General features: G+C 73.0%; 15 protein-coding genes and 1 tRNA gene. 6 read left to right on the top strand and 10 right to left on the bottom strand.

All coding sequences use genetic code 11. The annotated features are described in order from the left end of the window. Nucleotides 1-4: 4 nt before the first annotated feature. From WME96_RS11980 to WME96_RS11965, 4 genes are all read left to right on the top strand, one after another. Nucleotides 5-919, top strand: a complete 915-nt coding sequence (locus tag WME96_RS11980; protein WP_437290280.1) for an SH3 domain-containing protein — start codon at nucleotides 5-7, stop codon at nucleotides 917-919. An 86-nt stretch (nucleotides 920-1,005) separates the two neighbouring features. Further along, nucleotides 1,006-1,809 carry an alpha/beta fold hydrolase gene (locus tag WME96_RS11975; protein ID WP_437290279.1) on the top strand — a complete coding sequence of 268 codons (804 nt, stop codon included), beginning with the start codon at nucleotides 1,006-1,008 and terminating at the stop codon, nucleotides 1,807-1,809. A gap of 116 nt (nucleotides 1,810-1,925) precedes the next feature. Beyond that, complete coding sequence (locus tag WME96_RS11970) at nucleotides 1,926-2,498, top strand: hypothetical protein (RefSeq protein WP_437290278.1); 573 nt, start codon at nucleotides 1,926-1,928, stop codon at nucleotides 2,496-2,498. 315 nt (nucleotides 2,499-2,813) lie between these two features. Continuing rightward, a complete protein-coding gene (locus WME96_RS11965; RefSeq protein ID WP_437290277.1) occupies nucleotides 2,814-3,155 on the top strand; it encodes a hypothetical protein in 342 nt (113 codons plus the stop codon). A 105-nt stretch (nucleotides 3,156-3,260) separates the two neighbouring features. On the opposite strand, the gene WME96_RS11960 is transcribed toward WME96_RS11965, so the two are convergent. The 10 genes from WME96_RS11960 to WME96_RS11915 form a co-directional block, all read right to left on the bottom strand. Further along, nucleotides 3,261-3,746, bottom strand: coding sequence for a response regulator (locus tag WME96_RS11960; protein ID WP_437290276.1), 486 nt, complete (start codon nucleotides 3,744-3,746; stop codon nucleotides 3,261-3,263). Nucleotides 3,747-4,071: 325 nt separating this feature from the next. Beyond that, nucleotides 4,072-4,144 (bottom strand) — tRNA-Phe (locus tag WME96_RS11955). 110 nt (nucleotides 4,145-4,254) lie between these two features. Further along, on the bottom strand, nucleotides 4,255-5,229 hold the full coding sequence (locus tag WME96_RS11950) for a hypothetical protein (RefSeq protein WP_437290275.1): 975 nt from the start codon (nucleotides 5,227-5,229) through the stop codon (nucleotides 4,255-4,257). After that, on the bottom strand, nucleotides 5,226-7,334 hold the full coding sequence (locus tag WME96_RS11945) for a M1 family metallopeptidase (RefSeq protein ID WP_437290274.1): 2,109 nt from the start codon (nucleotides 7,332-7,334) through the stop codon (nucleotides 5,226-5,228). Before WME96_RS11945 ends, WME96_RS11950 begins: the two co-directional genes overlap by 4 nt. Before the next feature lie 109 nt (nucleotides 7,335-7,443). Further along, nucleotides 7,444-8,778 carry a hypothetical protein gene (locus WME96_RS11940; protein ID WP_437290273.1) on the bottom strand — a complete coding sequence of 445 codons (1,335 nt, stop codon included), beginning with the start codon at nucleotides 8,776-8,778 and terminating at the stop codon, nucleotides 7,444-7,446. A 34-nt stretch (nucleotides 8,779-8,812) separates the two neighbouring features. Further along, nucleotides 8,813-10,642, bottom strand: coding sequence for a molecular chaperone DnaK (gene dnaK, locus WME96_RS11935; RefSeq protein WP_061619411.1), 1,830 nt, complete (start codon nucleotides 10,640-10,642; stop codon nucleotides 8,813-8,815). A gap of 279 nt (nucleotides 10,643-10,921) precedes the next feature. Then, a complete protein-coding gene (locus tag WME96_RS11930; RefSeq protein WP_437290272.1) occupies nucleotides 10,922-12,688 on the bottom strand; it encodes a DnaJ domain-containing protein in 1,767 nt (588 codons plus the stop codon). 98 nt (nucleotides 12,689-12,786) lie between these two features. Further along, a complete protein-coding gene (locus WME96_RS11925; protein ID WP_437290271.1) occupies nucleotides 12,787-13,389 on the bottom strand; it encodes a hypothetical protein in 603 nt (200 codons plus the stop codon). Beyond that, nucleotides 13,389-14,246, bottom strand: a complete 858-nt coding sequence (locus WME96_RS11920) for a hypothetical protein (protein ID WP_437290270.1) — start codon at nucleotides 14,244-14,246, stop codon at nucleotides 13,389-13,391. Before WME96_RS11920 ends, WME96_RS11925 begins: the two co-directional genes overlap by 1 nt. Further along, a complete protein-coding gene (locus tag WME96_RS11915) occupies nucleotides 14,243-14,881 on the bottom strand; it encodes an RNA polymerase sigma factor (protein WP_433935571.1) in 639 nt (212 codons plus the stop codon). Before WME96_RS11915 ends, WME96_RS11920 begins: the two co-directional genes overlap by 4 nt. Nucleotides 14,882-15,225: 344 nt before the next feature. Here WME96_RS11915 and WME96_RS11910 point away from each other — a divergent pair, with 344 nt between their 5' ends. Continuing rightward, complete coding sequence (locus WME96_RS11910) at nucleotides 15,226-16,152, top strand: rhomboid family intramembrane serine protease (protein ID WP_437290269.1); 927 nt, start codon at nucleotides 15,226-15,228, stop codon at nucleotides 16,150-16,152. A 144-nt stretch (nucleotides 16,153-16,296) separates the two neighbouring features. Further along, on the top strand, nucleotides 16,297-17,001 hold the full coding sequence (locus WME96_RS11905; protein ID WP_437290268.1) for a PA14 domain-containing protein: 705 nt from the start codon (nucleotides 16,297-16,299) through the stop codon (nucleotides 16,999-17,001). The last annotated feature ends 73 nt before the right edge of the window (nucleotides 17,002-17,074 follow it).

Raw genomic sequence — 17,074 nt, 5'->3', positions numbered from 1 at the left:
AGGCATGGCGAAGGCGGACATGGCGAAGCGGCAGCGCCCGCTGACGGTCGACATCCCCCGTCCCGGCGATGAGCAGCCGGTCTGGTCACGGGTGGGGGTGATCGCGCTCGTGGGGTTCGTCGTCGGCGTCGCCTGGCCCAGGCTGGCCGGCGTCCGCATCGGCCCGAGCGTCCCTGGCGACCTCAAGCCGACGACGGCCGAGACCGCGGCCCCCGCGGCGCCCTCCCCCGCGGCCGCCGCGCCCGGCACCGCCGAGCCCGACGCCAAGCCCCCCGAGGCCGCCGCGAAGAACCAGCAGCAGATCGTGGTCGGCCCGGGCAGGATCACGCGCTGCTCGGACAAGAAGAACAAGAAGATCGAGGACTGCGGCGAGCTCCAGTTCGACCCGCTCGCGCTGCCGCGGCTGAAGGAGCTCGCGCAGTGCCCGGCGGCGCTCGGGGTCGAGGGCAAGCTCCCGATCGGCTTCGAGCTCAACTTCGAGAAGAAGGAGGTCCAGGTCGTCAAGGGGAAGAAGACGAGCCTCCCCGCCTCGACGGTCAGCGGCATTCTCCAGTGCGCCGCGCGCGAGTTCTCGAACGTTTCCCTCGAGGAAGTCCCCCACAAGTACCGCCGCTACTCCCTTGTTTACACCGCCACCTTCGTCCCCCCGGGCGCGCAGGCGGAAGCTCCGAAGACCGAGGCGGGCAGCGAGGAGCAGGAGCAGGCTGCCGGCACGACCACGAGCGAGACCGCGGCGAGCGGCCTCGCCACCGTGAGCTGGGATACCGCGCTCGTCCGTGGGGCGCCCAAGGAGGGCGATGTGGTCATGCGCCTCGTGCGTGGGACTCGCGTCAAGCTCGTTGGCCGACAGAACGATTGGTACAAGATCGAGCACCGGGGGAAGACAGGATGGATGTACCGCGGCGCCATCGGCCTCTAGCCGGGTTTGCCGCGGCCGGCGCCGGGCTGACGCGCCGGGGTGGCCGCGCCTGACCAGCCTGGAACCGATCCTCCAGGAGGTGCTCGATGGCTCGGTTGGACCTCGGAGGTTGTGAGCTTTACTACGAGGAGCTAGGGCACGGTCGCCCGATCGTGTTTCTCCACGGCGTCTGCATGAGCGGGCGTTTCTTTCACCGCCAGCTCCCGTATTTCTCCGCCGGCCATCGCGCCGTCGCGCCCGACCTGCGGGCGCACGGCCGCTCGACCCAGGTGCCGTCGGGCCACACCCTCCCCACCTATGCGCGCGATCTCCGCGTGTTCCTGGAGCGGCTCGCGCTCGACGGGGTGGTGCTCGTCGGGTGGTCGATGGGTTGCCTCGTGATCTGGGAGTACGTGAGGCAGTTCGGGACCGCGCGCCTCGCGGCGACCGTGCTCGTCGAGCAGTCTCCCTCCGACTTCAAGTGGCCAGACTGGCCGCTCGGCGCGTTCGACCTCCCGGCGCTGACGGAGGCGATGGAGCAGCTCCAGACCGACCGCGACGCCTTCGCGCACGAGTTCATCTCTCTCATGTTCAAGGATCCGCCGGGCGAGGCCGACCGGCGGTGGATGTTCGATGAGATCACCCGCATGCAGCAGTCGATCGCCGGGTCGATCCTCTTCGATCAGACGATGCGGGATTATCGTCCGGTCCTCCGCTCGCTCGCGGTTCCATCGCTGGTCGTCATGGGGCGGGACGAGAAGCTGGTCCCGGTCGCGGCCGGCGAGCACCTCGTTCGCCACCTCCCCGACGCGCGGCTCCTCGTCTTCGAGGAGAGCGGCCACTGCCCCTTTCTCGAGGAGCCGGACCGGTTCAACGAGGAGGTCCACCGGTTCATCCGATCGCTGCCGTGACGGGGCGCCCGCAGGCCCCGCGCCCGCCTGCGCGCACCGCCCGGGCGGATCCCCGAGCGATTCCAGGGCCGCGCGCAGGCGGGCGCGCGCCAGTTCGCGTAGAATGCGCCGGTCCAATGTCGCGCAAGCTCTCGCTGCCCCTGGTCAAGCTGGACAAACTCGTTGGCGCCGCGGCGCCCGCCTCCCCGAAGCCGACGGTGGACGCCGTGCGCGAGCGCCTCGGCGGGCGCGCGTCGACCGAGCCGGGCGTGGGCGAGCTGGTCACGCTGACCACCGCCGCAGGCAAAGCGCTGCCCGGCGTGGTCCTGTTCAGGCGCGGCGCCACGGTCGACATCTGGATCGACGCCACCGAGACAAAATATTCCGTCCCGGACGAACAAAGGCGCTCGTTTCTCGCGCACGCCACCACCAGTCGCGGCGTGGTTCACCGCGCTCAGCACGCGGACATCGCGCCGCTGCGCGTCCCCGCGCCGGAGGCGCTCGTCGCTGTCGCGTCCGACGCGCGCGTCTTCGCTGCCCTGAGCGAGGGCCAGCGCATCCGGTTCCAGGACGGCGGCGATCTGGCCGAGGGCACGCTGGTGGAGAAGTGCCGTTTCGGCGGCCTGGTGCAGCGCGACGACGGCGTCCTCCTCGGCGTCGGCTTCCGGCGGCTCTGGCCGGCGCAGCCCGCGGATGCGAAGCGGAACTGAACGAGACCGCGCGAAATCGCGAGTTCTGTGCGATGACGGGTCGAGCACCCCCGCGTGAGCGGGTATCCATGCCCGACATCGCTCGTCGTCGGCGCGGAGGATCATCCGTGGAGGCGTCCGACCTCGCTCATGTTGCCTGGCAGCAGCGGAGTCACCGAGGGCCCGCGCGGGCCGCGGGAGCGCGACGGGAGCTCGCGGAGGCCGCGCCGAGCGCCCCGGGACGGCGAACGTGCGGCTTGTACCTCCTCCGCGGACGCGATAGACAAGCCACATCATCGTAGCTCGCGCGCCGCGCGACCAAGTTGGAGGTACACGTTGAAGCTCGCTTGCTCGTTCACGGTCGCCCTTGCGCTCGCCCTGCTCCCGGGCTGTGGGAGCTCGATCTCGAGCCTGTGCGAGGACAGGTGCGATTGCACCGGGGACTGCAGCCCGGATGACGAAGACGACTGCATCGACAACCTCGAAGACGCCGAGCGCGAGGCGGAGGCACAGGGCTGCGAGGAGCAGTTCGACGCGGCCATCTCGTGCGTGGAAGACGAGTTCGCGTGCCGGGGTGGGGACGTCGACGTCGACGGGTGCCGTCAGGAGGTCGACAACCTGGGGAGCTGCACCGATCTCCCGACCGGCCTCCTGTTCTGGGCCGCCATCAATAACTGAAGGGTGACCGCGCGCCGCCCGCCTGTTCGTGCGGAGGTCTGGCCCGGCTTCTACCCCCTCCCCACACCCCTGGAGCCCCGCCTCCGCCGCCCCGGCGCGAGCTGCCTATTCGCCGAGGTGGGTGCGGACCTTCGTGAGCAGCGTGTCGCTGTCAAAAGGCTTGATGAGGTAGTCGGTGCACCCGTTGGCGAAGCCGATCTTGATGCTCGTCTGATCGCTCCTCGTCGTCATCATGATGATCGGCACCGTCTTGGTCGCGTCGAACGCGCGGAGCCATCTGCAGGCCTGAAAGCCGTCCATGGCGGGCATGACGACATCCATCAGGATGAGATCGGGGCGCTCGGCCACCGCCTTCGCAATGGCCTCCTTGCCGTTGCGCGCGATGACGATGTCGTAATCGTCCACGCCGAGCGTGAGCTGCTGCGACAGCAGTGAAGTCAGCGAGTCGTCGACGACGAGGATCTTCTTCTTCTTCGCTGCGTCGCTGGCCTGGTTACCTGGCGCGGTCGGCCGGCTCCGCGGCGCCGAGTCGGAAGCGGAGGCCGTTTCCGGAGAGCTCTTTCGCGAGGAGTCGACACGACGATCGGTCATGAGGGAGCCTCCATGAGGGGGCGCCCTTCCCTGGGGCGCCTCCGGAGTGTTCAGGTTGCAACGAGTGGTCCCCCCGCCACCTTATCAGGATCGCTACCGCACCGGAACCAAGTTCCACTGTCACCCGATGTGGGCCAACCCCGCGAAAGTACTCCTGAACAGACCGTCGCGCCCACGCCGGCGACCCGCTGTTGAGATCGCCTGAGACAGGCGGAATCAACCTGGATGCAACGACACGCGCGGATCCGGGCGAGGCAGAGGCTCACGCACGAACGTGAGGACGGAGCGGCAGCGCCTGCTCGCCGGCACAAGAAAGAAGGAATAGTGCCCAGGGACGGAATCGAACCGCCCACACGAGGATTTTCAATCCTCTGCTCTACCAACTGAGCTACCTGGGCTTGCTGCGGGCCCCGCGCTTACGCCGAAGCGTCGGTCACGGGCGGGCTACGTTACGCGGATGCGGGGCCATGTCAAGCAATTCTGCATCGTGTTCCGTCCGTTCATGCTTTCAAAGCCCGGGAGCAGCGGCGCGATCGGACAGCCGCAGGGCGGCCGCGAGCCAGGAGGCGCGCAGGTAGGCCGCGACGGCGAGCGCCATGAGCTGCGCGGCGAAGGCGGCGGCGACCCGCGGGCCCGTTCCGACGCCGGCGAGGTGGATACCCCACGCCCCGCAGGCGAGCGCGACGATCGCGAGGGCGCCGCGGGAAGCCCAGGCCCAGGCCGCCGCGAGCGGCGCCGCTTGCAGGGTGGCGAGCCCCCTCGAGGCCGCGGCGTAGAAGCCCCGCTGCTCGTCGATGAGGGCGACGCGCGCGAGATCGTGGAGCAGGCCGATGGCCGCGACCGGCACCAGCGCGGCCGCGGCGACAACGACCGCCGCGATGTCGCGGCTGCGCGGCAGGACCAGGAGCTCTGCGCACAGCTGCATCCCGGGGAGCAGGACGAGCGCCGCCGCGGTGACCTGGGCCGCGAGCGCCAGGCCCCAGAGCAGCGCGAGCGGGCCGAGGGCGCGCGCCACGCGGCCTCCGAGGGCCTGCGCGGAGAGCGGCCCGCCCTGGCTCAGCGCGGCGAGGAGCACCGCGAGCGGGACCAGCCCGAGCGCGGCGGCGATCAGGGCGCCCACGCCGAGCTGGGCGGCCATCGACGAGGCGGCGACCGCCGCGAGGCGACCGAGCTCGGTGAGCATCAGCCCGCCGGGGTCGAAGAGGATGGCGTCGCCGCGGGGGTGGTGGCCGACGACCTCGGCCGCGAGGACGGACAGCGGGGTCGCGACGACGACCGAGGCGACCGCCCGGTGGCCGAAGTAGAGCGCGACCGCGCCGAGCCGCTGGTGCGCGGCGGGGCGCCGTGGGGCCGGTGGGGCGCCTGGCAGCTCGGCCCGGGTGACGGCCGGCGAGCTCGGCGCCCTCGTGGCCTCCTCCGCTGCGGCCCCTTCTGCCGCCGGCGCGCCCTCCTCCGTGGCTGCCTGCTCCACCGGCGCGCTCATGGTCCGAGGAGCGTGAGCGCGAGCCCGACGCCGAAGCTCGCGCGCGAGAGCACCGCGGGCGCGAGGAGGTCTCGGTCCGAGCGGCGCGCGTTGTTCGCGAGGTCGTCGTCGAGCAGCACCCGGCGGTCGGGGTCGATCACCACGGCGACGAGCGGCGAGGCGCCGGCGTACGCGATCCTGGCGACGCTCTCGCGCGCCGGCCATCGCGCCCGCTGCACACCGCCGTCCGCGCCGTGCAGCTCGACGTCGACGGGGAGCACGAGGGAGCCGCGGCGCCGCACGACGGCGTGCCCGCGGTAGGCCGGCGCCTCGCTGCCGCCCGCGGGCGGAGCGTCCGCCCCGGCGTCCGCAGGCGGAGCGTCCGACGCGGCGTCCGCGGGCCACGACTGGAACGTCGCGACGGCGTAGTCGACCCATGCGCCATCGAAGAGCCCGGCCCGGAGCGCCTCGGCCGCCTCGTCGCCCGCCTCCCGCCGCATCGCTTCGAGCAGCGCCTCGGGGCCCGGGTGCCGGAAGCGGTTCTCGCGCGCGTAGCGGCCGACGGCGCGGCGCACCACGTCCTCCCCGTACACGCCCGCGAGGGTCGCGAGGAGCACCGCGGGCCGCGTGTACGCGAGCCCGGCGTAGTCCTCGCCGTCGATGAACGCCGTCGCCGGCTGCGCGACGGCGCCGTTGTGGCCCGACGCGATCGCGCCGACGCGGTACTGCGCGAGGAGGTCGAGCTCGATCCCGAGCAGCCGCGCCGCGGAGCCGTCGCCGTAGCGCGCGCGCAGCGCGTCGGCCTCGGCGTACGTGGTGAGGCCCTCGTCGAGGAACGGGTGGCGGTGCTCGTTCGTGGCGACCAGGCCGTAGAACCACTGGTGCGCGAGCTCGTGCATCGTGACCGTCTCGACGAAGCGCACGCCCACCGCGGGCCACAGCCAGCTACCGCCGGTCGTGATGAGCGTCGGGTACTCCATCCCGCCGGCCTCCTCGGCGCCCTCGGGCGGGTGCACGATCGTGAGCGTGCCGTACGGGTAGCGGCCGAACGCCGCGCCGAGGCGCGCCAGGCCGAACCGGACCAGGTCGATCTCCAGCGCCGCCTCACGCTCGTTGCCCGCGGGGTACAGGCACCGGATCGCGACGCCGTCCTCGGTCGTCGCGCGCATCTCGCGGAAGCGGTCCCACGCGGCGAACGCGAAGTCGTGCACGTCCTCCTGCACGAACCGGCGGACCGCCCGCCCGTCGCGCCGCTGCTCCTCGACGAGCCGGCCCGTGGCCCCGACCGTGAAGCCCTCTGGCACGTCGACGGTCACGTCGTACGCGCCGAAGTCCGCGTAGAACTCCGAGAGCCGGTGGTACGCGAAATGCGCCCAGGTCCCGTCGGGCTCGAGGCGCGCGATCTTCGGGAACCACTGCCCCACCATGTGGAAGCTCCCGTGGTGGCCCGTCCTCAGCGCGAGCGAGGGGAGGTGCGCGTCCCACGCGAGGTCGATCGTGATCGCGTCCCCGGGCGCCACGGGCTGCGGCAGCTCCACGCGGATGTCGGTCTCGTCCTCGGGGTCGCCGGGCGTCGTGGGCTTCCCCCCGGGCCACACGTCCGCGCCTCCCATCTCGCGCACGGCGAAGCGCGTCACCTGGATGTGCCCGTAATCGTACAGGATTTCGCTACCGCGAAAGCCGCCGACGGGCGCGCGGAGGAAGGCGGTGCGCGGGTTCTTGAAGCCGTTCAGGTAGAGGTGGACGAACAGCTCGCGCTGCGGCGCGCGCGAGGCGTTGCGCCAGACCAGCGTCCCCTCGCCGCGCATCGTGTGCTGCGCCGGATCGAGGCTCGCCCGCAGCGTGTAGCTCGCGATCGGGTCGGCGCGCGCAGCGAGCGCGGCGTCGGGTGAGGGCGCGGACGCCGCGGGGGTCGGCGCAGGGCGGACGGCAGCGGCAGCGCCTGCCGGGGCGGCGGCAGCGCCTGCCGGGGCGGCGGCAGCGCCTGCCGGGGCGGCGCCCGCGAGGTCGATCGGCGGCGGCAGCGAAGGAGCGCCGGGCGCGATCGTGGCGAAGAGCGACGCGCCCGCGCGGCCGGCGAGCAGCGCGAGCAGGAGACCGACAGCGGCCTGGAGAGCCGTGCGCACCCGTGCAACCTAGCGAGCCAGGGCCATCGCGGAAAGCTGCCTCGGGGGCGCTGCGGCCCGCCCGGCGCGATCCGGGGCGCGACGCCGCGATCTCAGGCCGTCCCGGCGGCTAGGCGCTGCAGACGATCCCCTCCTGCACGAGCTCGTACAGGATCCGGAGGGCCTCGAGCGTCTGCATGCCCGACACGTCGAGGATCTCGTCGATCGAGCTGTACCCATCGATGCACGACAGCAGGAAGCCCGCGCGGTGATCGAGGTTCAACGAGCGGAGCTGGTCCGGCGGCACCGCGAGGCGGAGCACGCGCGAGCCGTCGCCGAGGCGCGACTGGTACATCTGCCGCAGCATCTCGACGCAGCTATCGGCGTACTGCCGCGCCACCCAGTCCTTCGGGTTCTCCTCGAGCAGGCCCTCCGCGAGCACGAGCGCGCCGCCGAAGTCGCCCTGATCGAACCGGTGCTGCATCTGCTCCCGCGGCCCCGGAATGCTGAGCTGGGGCGCGGTCACGCGGGAATGAACCCCCCGGTCACCCTTCGTGACGGACGCAGGGGAGCGCTCGGTCTCGAGCGGGCGCGGCACGCGCGCGCCGCCCTGCACGTCGCCCGAGACCTGGTACGAGGTGGATCCGGCGAGCGCGCCCGTCCCGCCGCGGAAGGCGGGCTCGTCGTCCTCCACGATCAAGCCGTAACGGAGCGTGCCGGGCGGCGGCGTGATCGGCTGCTCGTCCAGGGGAAGGCCCGGATCCTCGAAGCCGAGCCCGAGGTCGAGGCGGAAATCGATGCCCAGCGGCCCGCCGTCGTCCGGACCGGGCGCGCGGCCCCTCGCGATCGAGGGGATGCGGACGTCCCGCGAGTCGACCGGGGGGCCTCCAAAGACGTCGATCTCGCCGAAGCCGTGCGGGTACGGCTCGCCCGGCTCGCGCAGGAGATCGTCGTCGAGGTCCGGCCCGAGCTCGCGCTCGACGTCGAGCGACCCGAACCCCAACCGCCCGCCGGGACGCGACGGCACCCCAGGCTCGTCGCACTCCAGGCCGAGCTGCGCGCCCTCCCGGGACGGCGCGCCGTGCTTGCCCGAGAAGGCGCTGCCAGGCGGCGGCTCCCAGGGGATCGTCCTGCGGGCGGGCGGCGGCGGGTACCCCTCCGCCGGGACCTCCGGCGGGCGCGGACGCTGGGCGGTGATCTCGGAGCTCGAGTGAGAGCGACGGGTCATCATCTTTGCCACGTATTCGCTGACCGGGATCGGCGGCGGAAGGGTGATCTTCCCCTCGGCGTCCGGCTTCACGGGAACGCCGGACGCCGGGGTCTCCATGCGGGGTGACCCCTGCTCCTCGCGCGCGCGTGCGGCGTGCGCGAGGATCTCCTTGGAGGCGACCGGCTGGGTGTCCTCGAGCTCGTCCACCTCGTCGTGCCCCCAGGAGGCATCCAGGGTCTTGGAGTCAGGCGGCACCGACCGCATTGTCTTCCCTCATCGCGGCCACGGTTCACCCCTGCGGCCGGGCTACGACACCCTTGAACATCCGGTGGGTGCGCGAGAGCGCCTCCATCTGCTCCTTGACCGCGGCCGCGTCGCGCCGGCCGATGGCCTGACGCGAGCGGTCGACGATCCCGCGCGCCTTGCCGATGGCGTCGCGGCCGAAATCGCTCGACGCCACGATCTGCTCGACCTGCGGGAACATGCGCTCGATCTCGGCGATGAGCTTCTCGGCCTCCTGCCGGACGCCCTCGAACTGGTCGCTCGCGCGGCGATCGACGAGGTACTCCTTCGCCGCCTCCATCATCTCGCCGACCTCCTCCTTCGTGAGGCCGCTCGAGGCGGTGACCTGGATCGACTGCTGCTGGCCCGTCTCCAGATCCTTCGCGCTCACGGAGACGATGCCGTCGCTGTTGATCTCGAACGTCACCTCGATCTCGACCTGGCCCTTCGGGGCGCGGCGCAGGCCGGTGAGGATGAACTCGCCGAGCAGCTCGTTGTCGGTCGCCTTCGTGTGCTCGCCCTGCATGACCAGGATCTTGACCGCGGTCTGGTTGTCGCGGCTCGTCGTGAAGATCTTCGATCGGGCCGTGGGCACGGTCGTGTTCTGCGGGATGAGCTCCTCGAAGTTGGACCCGAACGTCATGATGCCGAGCGCGTGCGGCGTGACGTCGAGCAGGATCATCTGCTTCGTCTCGTCCACGAGCGCGGCCCCCTGCACCGCCGCGCCGAGCGCGACCACCTCGTCGGGGTGCACCCCCTTGCACGGCTCGCGCTCGAAGAAGTCGCGCACGGCCTCCTGCACCCGCGGCATGCGGGTCATGCCGCCGACGAGCACCACGTCCTCGATCTCGTCGCGCTCGAGCCGCGCGTCCTCGAGGGTCTGGCTGCAGATCTCGATGCACCGCTCGACCAGGTCCTCGCACAGCCCCTCGAGCTCGGCCCGCGAGAGCGTGCGCTGGAGGTGCAGCGCCTCGTTCCGCGCGCTCGAGATGATGAAGGGCAGGTTGATCTCGGTCTCGAGCACGCTGGAGAGCTCGCACTTCGCCTTCTCGGCCGCGTCCTTGAGCCGCTGGAGCGCCATCCTGTCCTGCCGCAGGTCGACGTCGTGCTGCTCCTTGAAGCCCTGCACCAGCCAGTCGATGACGCGCGCGTCGAAATCCTCGCCGCCGAGGAACGTGTCGCCCGCGGTGGCGATGACCTTGAAGACCCCGCCCGCGCCGATCTCGAGCACCGAGATGTCGAACGTGCCGCCGCCGAGGTCGAACACGGCGATCGTCTTCTCGACGTTCTTGCCGAACCCGTACGCGAGCGCCGCCGCCGTCGGCTCGTTGACGATGCGGATGACGTCGAGCCCCGCGATCTGGCCCGCGTCCTTCGTCGCCTGCCGCTGGTTGTCGTTGAAGTAGGCGGGGACGGTGATCACCGCCTTCGAGATCGGCTCGTTGAGGTAGTCCTCGGCGAACAGCTTCATCTCCTGGAGGACCATCGCGCTGATCTCGGGGACCGAGTACGTCTTGTCGCGAAGCTGGATGCGGACGTCCCCGTGCGGCCCCTCGACGATCTTGTACGAGGCGGTCAGGATCGCGTTCTTCACCTGCGGGGACGACCACTTGCGGCCGATCAGCCGCTTGGCGGCGTAGACCGTGTTCTCGGCGTTGGTGATCGCCTGCCGCTTCGCGATGTGCCCGCAGAGCCGCTTGCCGGCCTCGGTGATCGCGACCATGGACGGCGTCGTCTTGTACCCACCGCGATTCGGGATGACGGTCGGGACGCCCTCCTCGACGATGGCAACACACGAGTTCGTGGTGCCAAGGTCAATGCCGATGACACGCTCCATCGATGCCGCTGCTCCTCTTGTGATCTTCGGCCCGAACGGCCGCCGAGGTCACGATGCTAGAACGTTTCGCGGAGCCGAGCGGGTCAATCGTGCGTGGCCCCCGCGGAAGTCGGCGCCTCCCCGCCCACCCCGGGTCGGCGCGGCGGAGCCATCACGCGACGAGCGGCCACGACGCGCACGCGCGCGCACCTGTCGACGCCTGAAGGAAACAGGGCTTCGTCCCTCGCGAAATTCAGCCGCCGGGAAGCCGAAGCGCCGGCGGGATCCGCGGCTACGGCACTAGACTTGCTTCCCGTATCGCTTCGCCTGCTCGCGCGCTTGCGCGACGAGGCCGCGCAGCCTGGGGTCGTTGCCCGCCAGCTCGGCGGCGCGGTCGAACTCGCCGTTCGCGCTCTTCGCGAGCGCGGCGGCCGAGTACGCCAGCGCCAGCGTCAGCCGGTACTCCACCGACGAGGGCACGAGCTCGACCGCACGCCGCGCGAACTCCACCGCGCGCCGCGTGTTCTCGCCGGTCTGCAGCGTCGCATAGGCGACCCGCTCGTGCGCGCCGGCGTCGTCGGGGCGACCGTTGCACACCTTCGCGTAGCTCAGCGCCGCGTCGAACCAGCGCCCATTCTGCGCCTCGTAGTGGGCCTGCTTGAGGTAGCCGTCCGCCAGCGTCGCCGCCGCGAGGCGCTGCGCGTCGGCCGAAGCCTTCTGGAGCGCGACGTCGTCCGGCGCGAGCGACGCGGCGATCCGGTACGCGTTGGCCGCGGCCGCGTAGTCGTTCCGCTCGAGCGCGACCCGGGCCGCCTCGGCGTGCCGGGCGATCTGGTTGCGGAGCGCCTCGCCGCGCGCGGCGTCGTACCGCGCCTTGAGCGACTCGACCGCCCGCATCGACTCGGGCGAGCGGAAGCCGGCCGGGGCCCTCGGCGTGGTCACGACGACGGTCGTCGCGACAGGCGCCGCAGGAGACGCCGCGACCGACGTCGCGGCGGTCGCCGCGGAGGGCGCGCCCGCCGGCGCGCGCCGCAGGCCCCCGGTGAGCTTGCGCGCGAACGTCTCCCGTCGATCCTTCGCGCTCGGCGCGGGCGCGACCGGCGCGCTCGCCGGCGCGGCCCGCGCCGGCGCGCCGCCGCCGTCCGGCGAGCTCGCCTCGTGCGACGGCGGCGCGGGCGTCGCCGCCCGGGCGGACGCCGCGGGCGCGGCCTGCTCCGCGGCGGACGGGCGCGCAGCGGCCTGCTCCGTGGGCGCGCGGTCGGAGGAGTAGCGCCCGGGAGACGCGGCCACGTCGCGCGGATCGGCGAAGGCGGCGCGCACCGAGGCGTCGACGGCGGTGGTGATCGTGGCGATGTCGCGCGGCGTCTGCTCGATGAGCGCCGCCATCGCCCGGTTCTTGTGGGTCTGCTCGAGGTACCCGTCGTACTCGGCGCGCCGCTGCTTCGACGTCAGCGTGTCGTGCGCGAGCGTGATGCGCGTGAAGATGGCCTCGATCTTCTGCTTGTACGAGCCGAGCTGCTTGCGGAAGTAGGTGTCGGGGTGGAACTCCGGCGCGAGCAGGTAATAGGCGCTCTTGATCTGCTTCTTGTCCGCCTGGTCCGAGACGCCGAGCAGCGCGTAGTAGCTGAGGTCCTCGAGCCGGTAGTAGAGGTCGAGGATCCGCCGCTTTCGCTCGGGGGTGAGCTCGACCGGCTCGTCGAGCTCGGCAGGATCGTAGAGCGGCGGGGACTCCACCTGATGGAGCGCATCCCGACCGAGCGGCGGGACCGGCTCGCCCGCGGAGGACATCGCCCTCTCCGGATCCGCCGCGCCCCCGCGCCGCCCGGCGTCGGAGGCGCCCCGCGGCGGAGGCTGCCCGGCGACGTCGCCGTCCAGCGTGATCGCGCCGAGATCGCGCAGGCGTCGCAGCGTCTCCACGGTGTCGCCGTGCGACATGCCCGTGACCAACGACAGATCCCGATCGGTCAGGACGCCGTCGATCCGGGAGAGGAGGAACGCCTCCGCGGGTTTCAGCGGGAGCGACTTGAGGTCGTACCCGGGCTTAAGCCTTGGAACACGGAACGTCATCGGCTCGGGCAGCGGCCCCTCTCGCCGAGTCTAGCGAGGAACGCGCGCGCGTCGCAATTGCAGACCACGGCGGCCGCGCGCTTCGTCGGGCGCGCGCTTCAGCGCGGGTTTTCGGGGGCGCTCTTCAGGGCCTCGGTGATAACCTGGTCCTGGATCGAGATCGCGCGCTCCAGCAGCTCGACCGCGCGCTTGCGGACCTGCGCGGCCGCCTCGCGCTCACCCCGCTCGTCCAGCGCCTTCGCGCGGCGCTCCTCGACCACGCCCGCCACCTCGTAGAGGTGGCCCTGGAAGTGGGACGGCGCGGGCGCCAGCGCGAGGCCCGCCTCGACGTCGCGCGCCGCGGCGTCGAACTCGCCGGCCTCGCCCCGGATCTCCGCCAGGCGGGCGTAGGTGTCCGCGATCACCTCGGCGACCTCCGGCGGCGCGCCCGGCGGCCTCGGCGCGGCGATGATCCCCTCGAGGGCGCGGATCGCCGCGGCGCGATCCCCGGCGCCGAGCGTCACGTCGGCTGTGTGGTGCGCCGCGCGCGCCCTGGAGAGAAAGGCGAGCAGCGTCGGATCGACGACCTGCGCCGGGGCGCACGCGCACGCCGACTCGCCCCGGGCGCCGGTGGCGCGCGCCTGCGCGTCGTCGCGCGCGCACCCGGCGTGCGCGGCCGCGAGCCACGTCAGGCAGGCGGCGGCGAGGCGAGCGCGCAGCATCAGCGTACCCCCCACGCCGCGTAGCGGTTCTGGCGCAGATCGGACGCGCGCGCGGCGGCGATGCGGTCGATCCGCGCCGTGTGGCCGCCCTCCCTGGGGAACGGCGCGGCCGGATCGAAGAGCGCGGCGGTCGAGCGCGCCTCGATCAGCCGGGACAGCGGCGCGGCAGCCGCCGCGGCCTCAGCGGCGGGCGCGCGCGCGCCGGGAGCGTGCGCGACGGGGGCGCGCTCTTGCCGGATCTCGCCGAAGAGCAGCGCCGCGGCCGCCGCGACCGCGGCGAGGGTCGACAGCGCCGCCATCGTGACCGGCGCGATGCGCCTGGCGCGCGGCGCGGGCGCGGCGCGGAGGGCGCCCTCGACGAGCGCGCGACCCCGGAGCTCCGGGAGCTGCGCCGGACGCCACGCGGCCCGGAGCGCGACGGCGAGCTCCGCGAGCTCGTCGCGCGCGTCGCTCGGGCCGCGAGTCCCCTCGCCTCCGGCGCCGCGCTCAGGCTCGCCCTCGGCCCTCGGCTCGAGCGCCTCCCGCAGGCGCTCGGCGGCGCGCCGCTCGGCCCTTGTCGGCGGCGCGTCCTCGTCGCCGAGCGCGCGCGCGAGCAGCGCCTCGTGGTCCGCCCTGTCGAGCCCGACAGGCCGGGCCGCCGCGCGGAGCGCGTCCGCGAGCGGGACCTCGCCGCGATCGAGCGCGTCGGCGAGCGCGCGCGCCGCGCGCAGCTCGGCGGCTCCCGCGGGCGCGAGCGGCTCCTCCTCCGGCGCCGCGACGAGCGCCAGGCGCCGGCCGTGATCCGCCCCGGCGCGGCGCTCCAGCGCCTCGTCTCCAGCCGTCGGCGCGCGGGGATCCGAGGGCAGCCGCGGCTTCATCGCGACCCTTCCTTGGGCTCCGCGCGCGACGCGGCAACCCCCGCGGCGAGCGCCTTCTTCAGCGCGGTCATGGCGCGGTGCAGGACGACATCGAACGTCGCCACGCTGACCCCGAGCGCGAGCGCCACCTCGTCGCGAGAGCGCTCCTCGAGCACCCGGAGCCGGATCGCCTCCGCGTAGCGCGGGTTGAGGCGCCCGAGCGCGTCCTCGACGCGCGCCCGCGCGTCGGCGAGATCGCGCTTCTCGCAGAGCTCGACCTCGCCGCGGGCGGTGAGATCGGTCTCCGCGGCGTCGATCTCGCGCTGCAGATCGTCGGGCTCGAAGAGCGCCTCGCGGCGGCGCGCGCGGAGCATGTCGAGCGCGATGCGCAGCGCGATCACGCGGAGCCAGGGGTAGATGCCGCAGCTCTGCCACTGAAACTGGGAGAAGCGCTCGACGACGCGCGCGTACGTCTCGGCCAGGGCGTCCTGCGCGGCCGCGTCGGAGCCGAGGCGGGGGAGCAGCACCGAGCGGTACAGCGCGGGCCCGTACCGGCGGAGGAGCAGGCCGAGCGCGGCGCGATCGCCCTGCGCGGCGCGCTCGCACTGGAGGCGCTCCGCCTCCAGATCCGGCCTCGCTGCTGCCACGGCGGTCACGGCCGCGACGATACCCGGACGTCGCGAGGATCGCACCGGTGACCGCCTCGCGCCCGCGGCGGGACAGCGCGCCCGGCGGCCCAGGAGCGTGGGAGCGCCGCCGAGGTGCGGCCGCGCGCCGCCGCGAGGGCGCACCTCGGCGGCGGCGAGGACCGGGCGCGGGAGGGCTGCCGCATTCACACCTCGACAACGGGCCAAACCCGTGGACCTTACGGCCAGGAGCCGCCACAGTGTGCCGGCCCGGGCGGCCGTGCGTCCGCCGTGAAAGGAGCCCTGGTGACCGTCGATACACGATTCACGCTGCGCGCACGCCCCGGGGCTGGGCGGCGGGTCGGGCTCGCCCTGTGACGGCGGGACCGCCTGGCGAGCGGGGGCGCTCGCTGCACTGCGCGCGCTGCAGCGCCCTCAATGGCAGAGATTTCGACCGGTGCATCCGCTGCGGCGCGCCGCTGCTCGCGCCCGCGGTCCACGCGGCGCCGGCGCGAGGGCGCCTCGACGGGCGGAGCCTGCTCGCGACCAAGATGCTCGTCGGGGTCACCGCGTTCGTGTTCGTCGGGCAGATGATGGCCGCGCACGCCCGCGGCCTCGGCCTGCTCTCGGGGTGGGACGCGTCGAACTACCTCCGCTTCGGCGCGCTCCTGATCTTGCCCGGCGCCTCGTTCGAGCCGTACCGCCTGCTCTCCGCGGTCTTCGTCCACATGGGCGTCCTCCACTTCGCCATGAACATGATGACGCTCGGCATGCTCGCCCGCGCCGCCGAGCCCGCCGTCGGCTCGGCGCGGTTCGCGATCACCTACGTCATCACGGGCCTGTTCGGCTTCGCCGCCAGCGCCGGCTGGAACATCCTCGTTCAGCCCGAGGTCGTGTGCACCGCGGGCGCGAGCGGCGCTGTGTTCGGCGTGATGGGCCTGCTGCTCGGCTGGCTCGTCCGCCGCCGCGACCCGCGCTGGAAGGACCTGGCGCTCCAGGCCGTCTTCTACATCGTCCTCTTCGGCTTCGTCGTGAACGCGTCGAACACCGGCATCCGCATCAACAACGCCGCGCACATCGGCGGGCTGATCAGCGGCGCGCTGCTCGGGGCGATCTACGCGGGCGCGGGGCGGCGCCGGTACGAGGGTGTGGTGAACGCCGGCGCGCTCGCCGGCGTGCTCGCCTGCGTCGCCGCGCTCGCCCTCGCCCAGCGCTCGCCGATCTGGCGCGCCACCGAGTCGCTCGAGGGGCTCTCGGAGCTGGATCCCCCCGGGATCGAGCAGCGCCTCGAGCAGCCCTGAGACCCGGTCGGCCGGGTCGCGCGCGCGGGCGGGCTCGGGGCGTGGCGCGACGCTGATTGCCGCGCCCTGCCCGAACGTCTAAGCGGCATCCTCGCATTCACGTGGGGGGCGGGCCCGTCCGTCCGTTCCCTCCCAGGAGACGTCATGGTCCGAACCTCATCGCGCATCGCCTCGTGCGTGCTCGCCGCGTCGCTCCTCGGCGGCTGCCATGTCACCATCCAGAGCGGCGAGCGGCCGACGGAGGCCTCGCCGCCGCCCCCGCCGCCCCCCGCCAAGACGGCCTCCCGGGGGCGCAAGCCGGCGAAGCCCGACCCGGAGCCGGCGCGCCGCAAGCAGCCGAAGTGGCGCCTGCCCGCGAGCAACGCGCCGCGCATCACCGCCCCGAACGCCTTCGGCAACGGGGAGGGCGGCGCCTTCCGGGGGCTCGCGTACGTGATCCCCGAGAACACGAAGAAGGTCCCGAGCTTCGACGGGCTCGTGCCGTTCGCGATGCTCTTCACGGACAAGTTCGAGGTGAAATCGCAGGCGTTCTCCGGCGGCTTCCCGGGCGCGCTCGTGCAGAACGAGTGGTTCGCCCTCCGGTTCGAGGGCGAGTTCCAGGTGCCGAAGGAGGGCGTGTACCAGTTCCGGCTCACCTCGGACGACGGCGCGATCCTCTACGTGGACGACAAGCGCGTGGTCGCGAACGACGGCATCCACACGGCGAAGACCGAGGACGGCGAGACGCAGCTCGCCGAGGGGACGCACCGGCTGCGGCTCGACTACTTCCAGGCGGCGCGGGGCACTGTCGCGCTGATGCTCCAGATGGGACAGAAGGACAAGTTCGAGCCGCTCGTCGGCCTCCGCTGACGACACGCGGCGCGCGGCCGCCTGGAGCGCGGGCCACGCGGCCCCGGGGGGCGCCGCGCTCCGGCGTGCGCGC

The sequence above is a fragment of the Sorangium sp. So ce406 genome (assembly GCF_051474675.1).
GTDB classification, from domain to species: domain Bacteria; phylum Myxococcota_A; class Polyangia; order Polyangiales; family Polyangiaceae; genus Sorangium; species Sorangium cellulosum_G.
This window is presented reverse-complemented; position numbering and strand designations above follow the sequence as displayed.

Excerpts from the sequence above, each read along its gene's own strand:
- WME96_RS11980 (WP_437290280.1), top strand. The coding sequence starts at position 5 with ATGGCGAAGGCGGACATGGCGAAGCGGCAGCGCCCGCTGACGGTCGAC.
- WME96_RS11975 (WP_437290279.1), top strand. The coding sequence starts at position 1,006 with ATGGCTCGGTTGGACCTCGGAGGTTGTGAGCTTTACTACGAGGAGCTA.
- WME96_RS11970 (WP_437290278.1), top strand. The coding sequence starts at position 1,926 with ATGTCGCGCAAGCTCTCGCTGCCCCTGGTCAAGCTGGACAAACTCGTT.
- WME96_RS11960 (WP_437290276.1), bottom strand. The coding sequence starts at position 3,746 with ATGACCGATCGTCGTGTCGACTCCTCGCGAAAGAGCTCTCCGGAAACG.
- WME96_RS11950 (WP_437290275.1), bottom strand. The coding sequence starts at position 5,229 with ATGAGCGCGCCGGTGGAGCAGGCAGCCACGGAGGAGGGCGCGCCGGCG.
- dnaK (WP_061619411.1), bottom strand. The coding sequence starts at position 10,642 with ATGGAGCGTGTCATCGGCATTGACCTTGGCACCACGAACTCGTGTGTT.
- WME96_RS11930 (WP_437290272.1), bottom strand. The coding sequence starts at position 12,688 with ATGACGTTCCGTGTTCCAAGGCTTAAGCCCGGGTACGACCTCAAGTCG.
- WME96_RS11925 (WP_437290271.1), bottom strand. The coding sequence starts at position 13,389 with ATGCTGCGCGCTCGCCTCGCCGCCGCCTGCCTGACGTGGCTCGCGGCC.
- WME96_RS11920 (WP_437290270.1), bottom strand. The coding sequence starts at position 14,246 with ATGAAGCCGCGGCTGCCCTCGGATCCCCGCGCGCCGACGGCTGGAGAC.
- WME96_RS11905 (WP_437290268.1), top strand. The coding sequence starts at position 16,297 with ATGGTCCGAACCTCATCGCGCATCGCCTCGTGCGTGCTCGCCGCGTCG.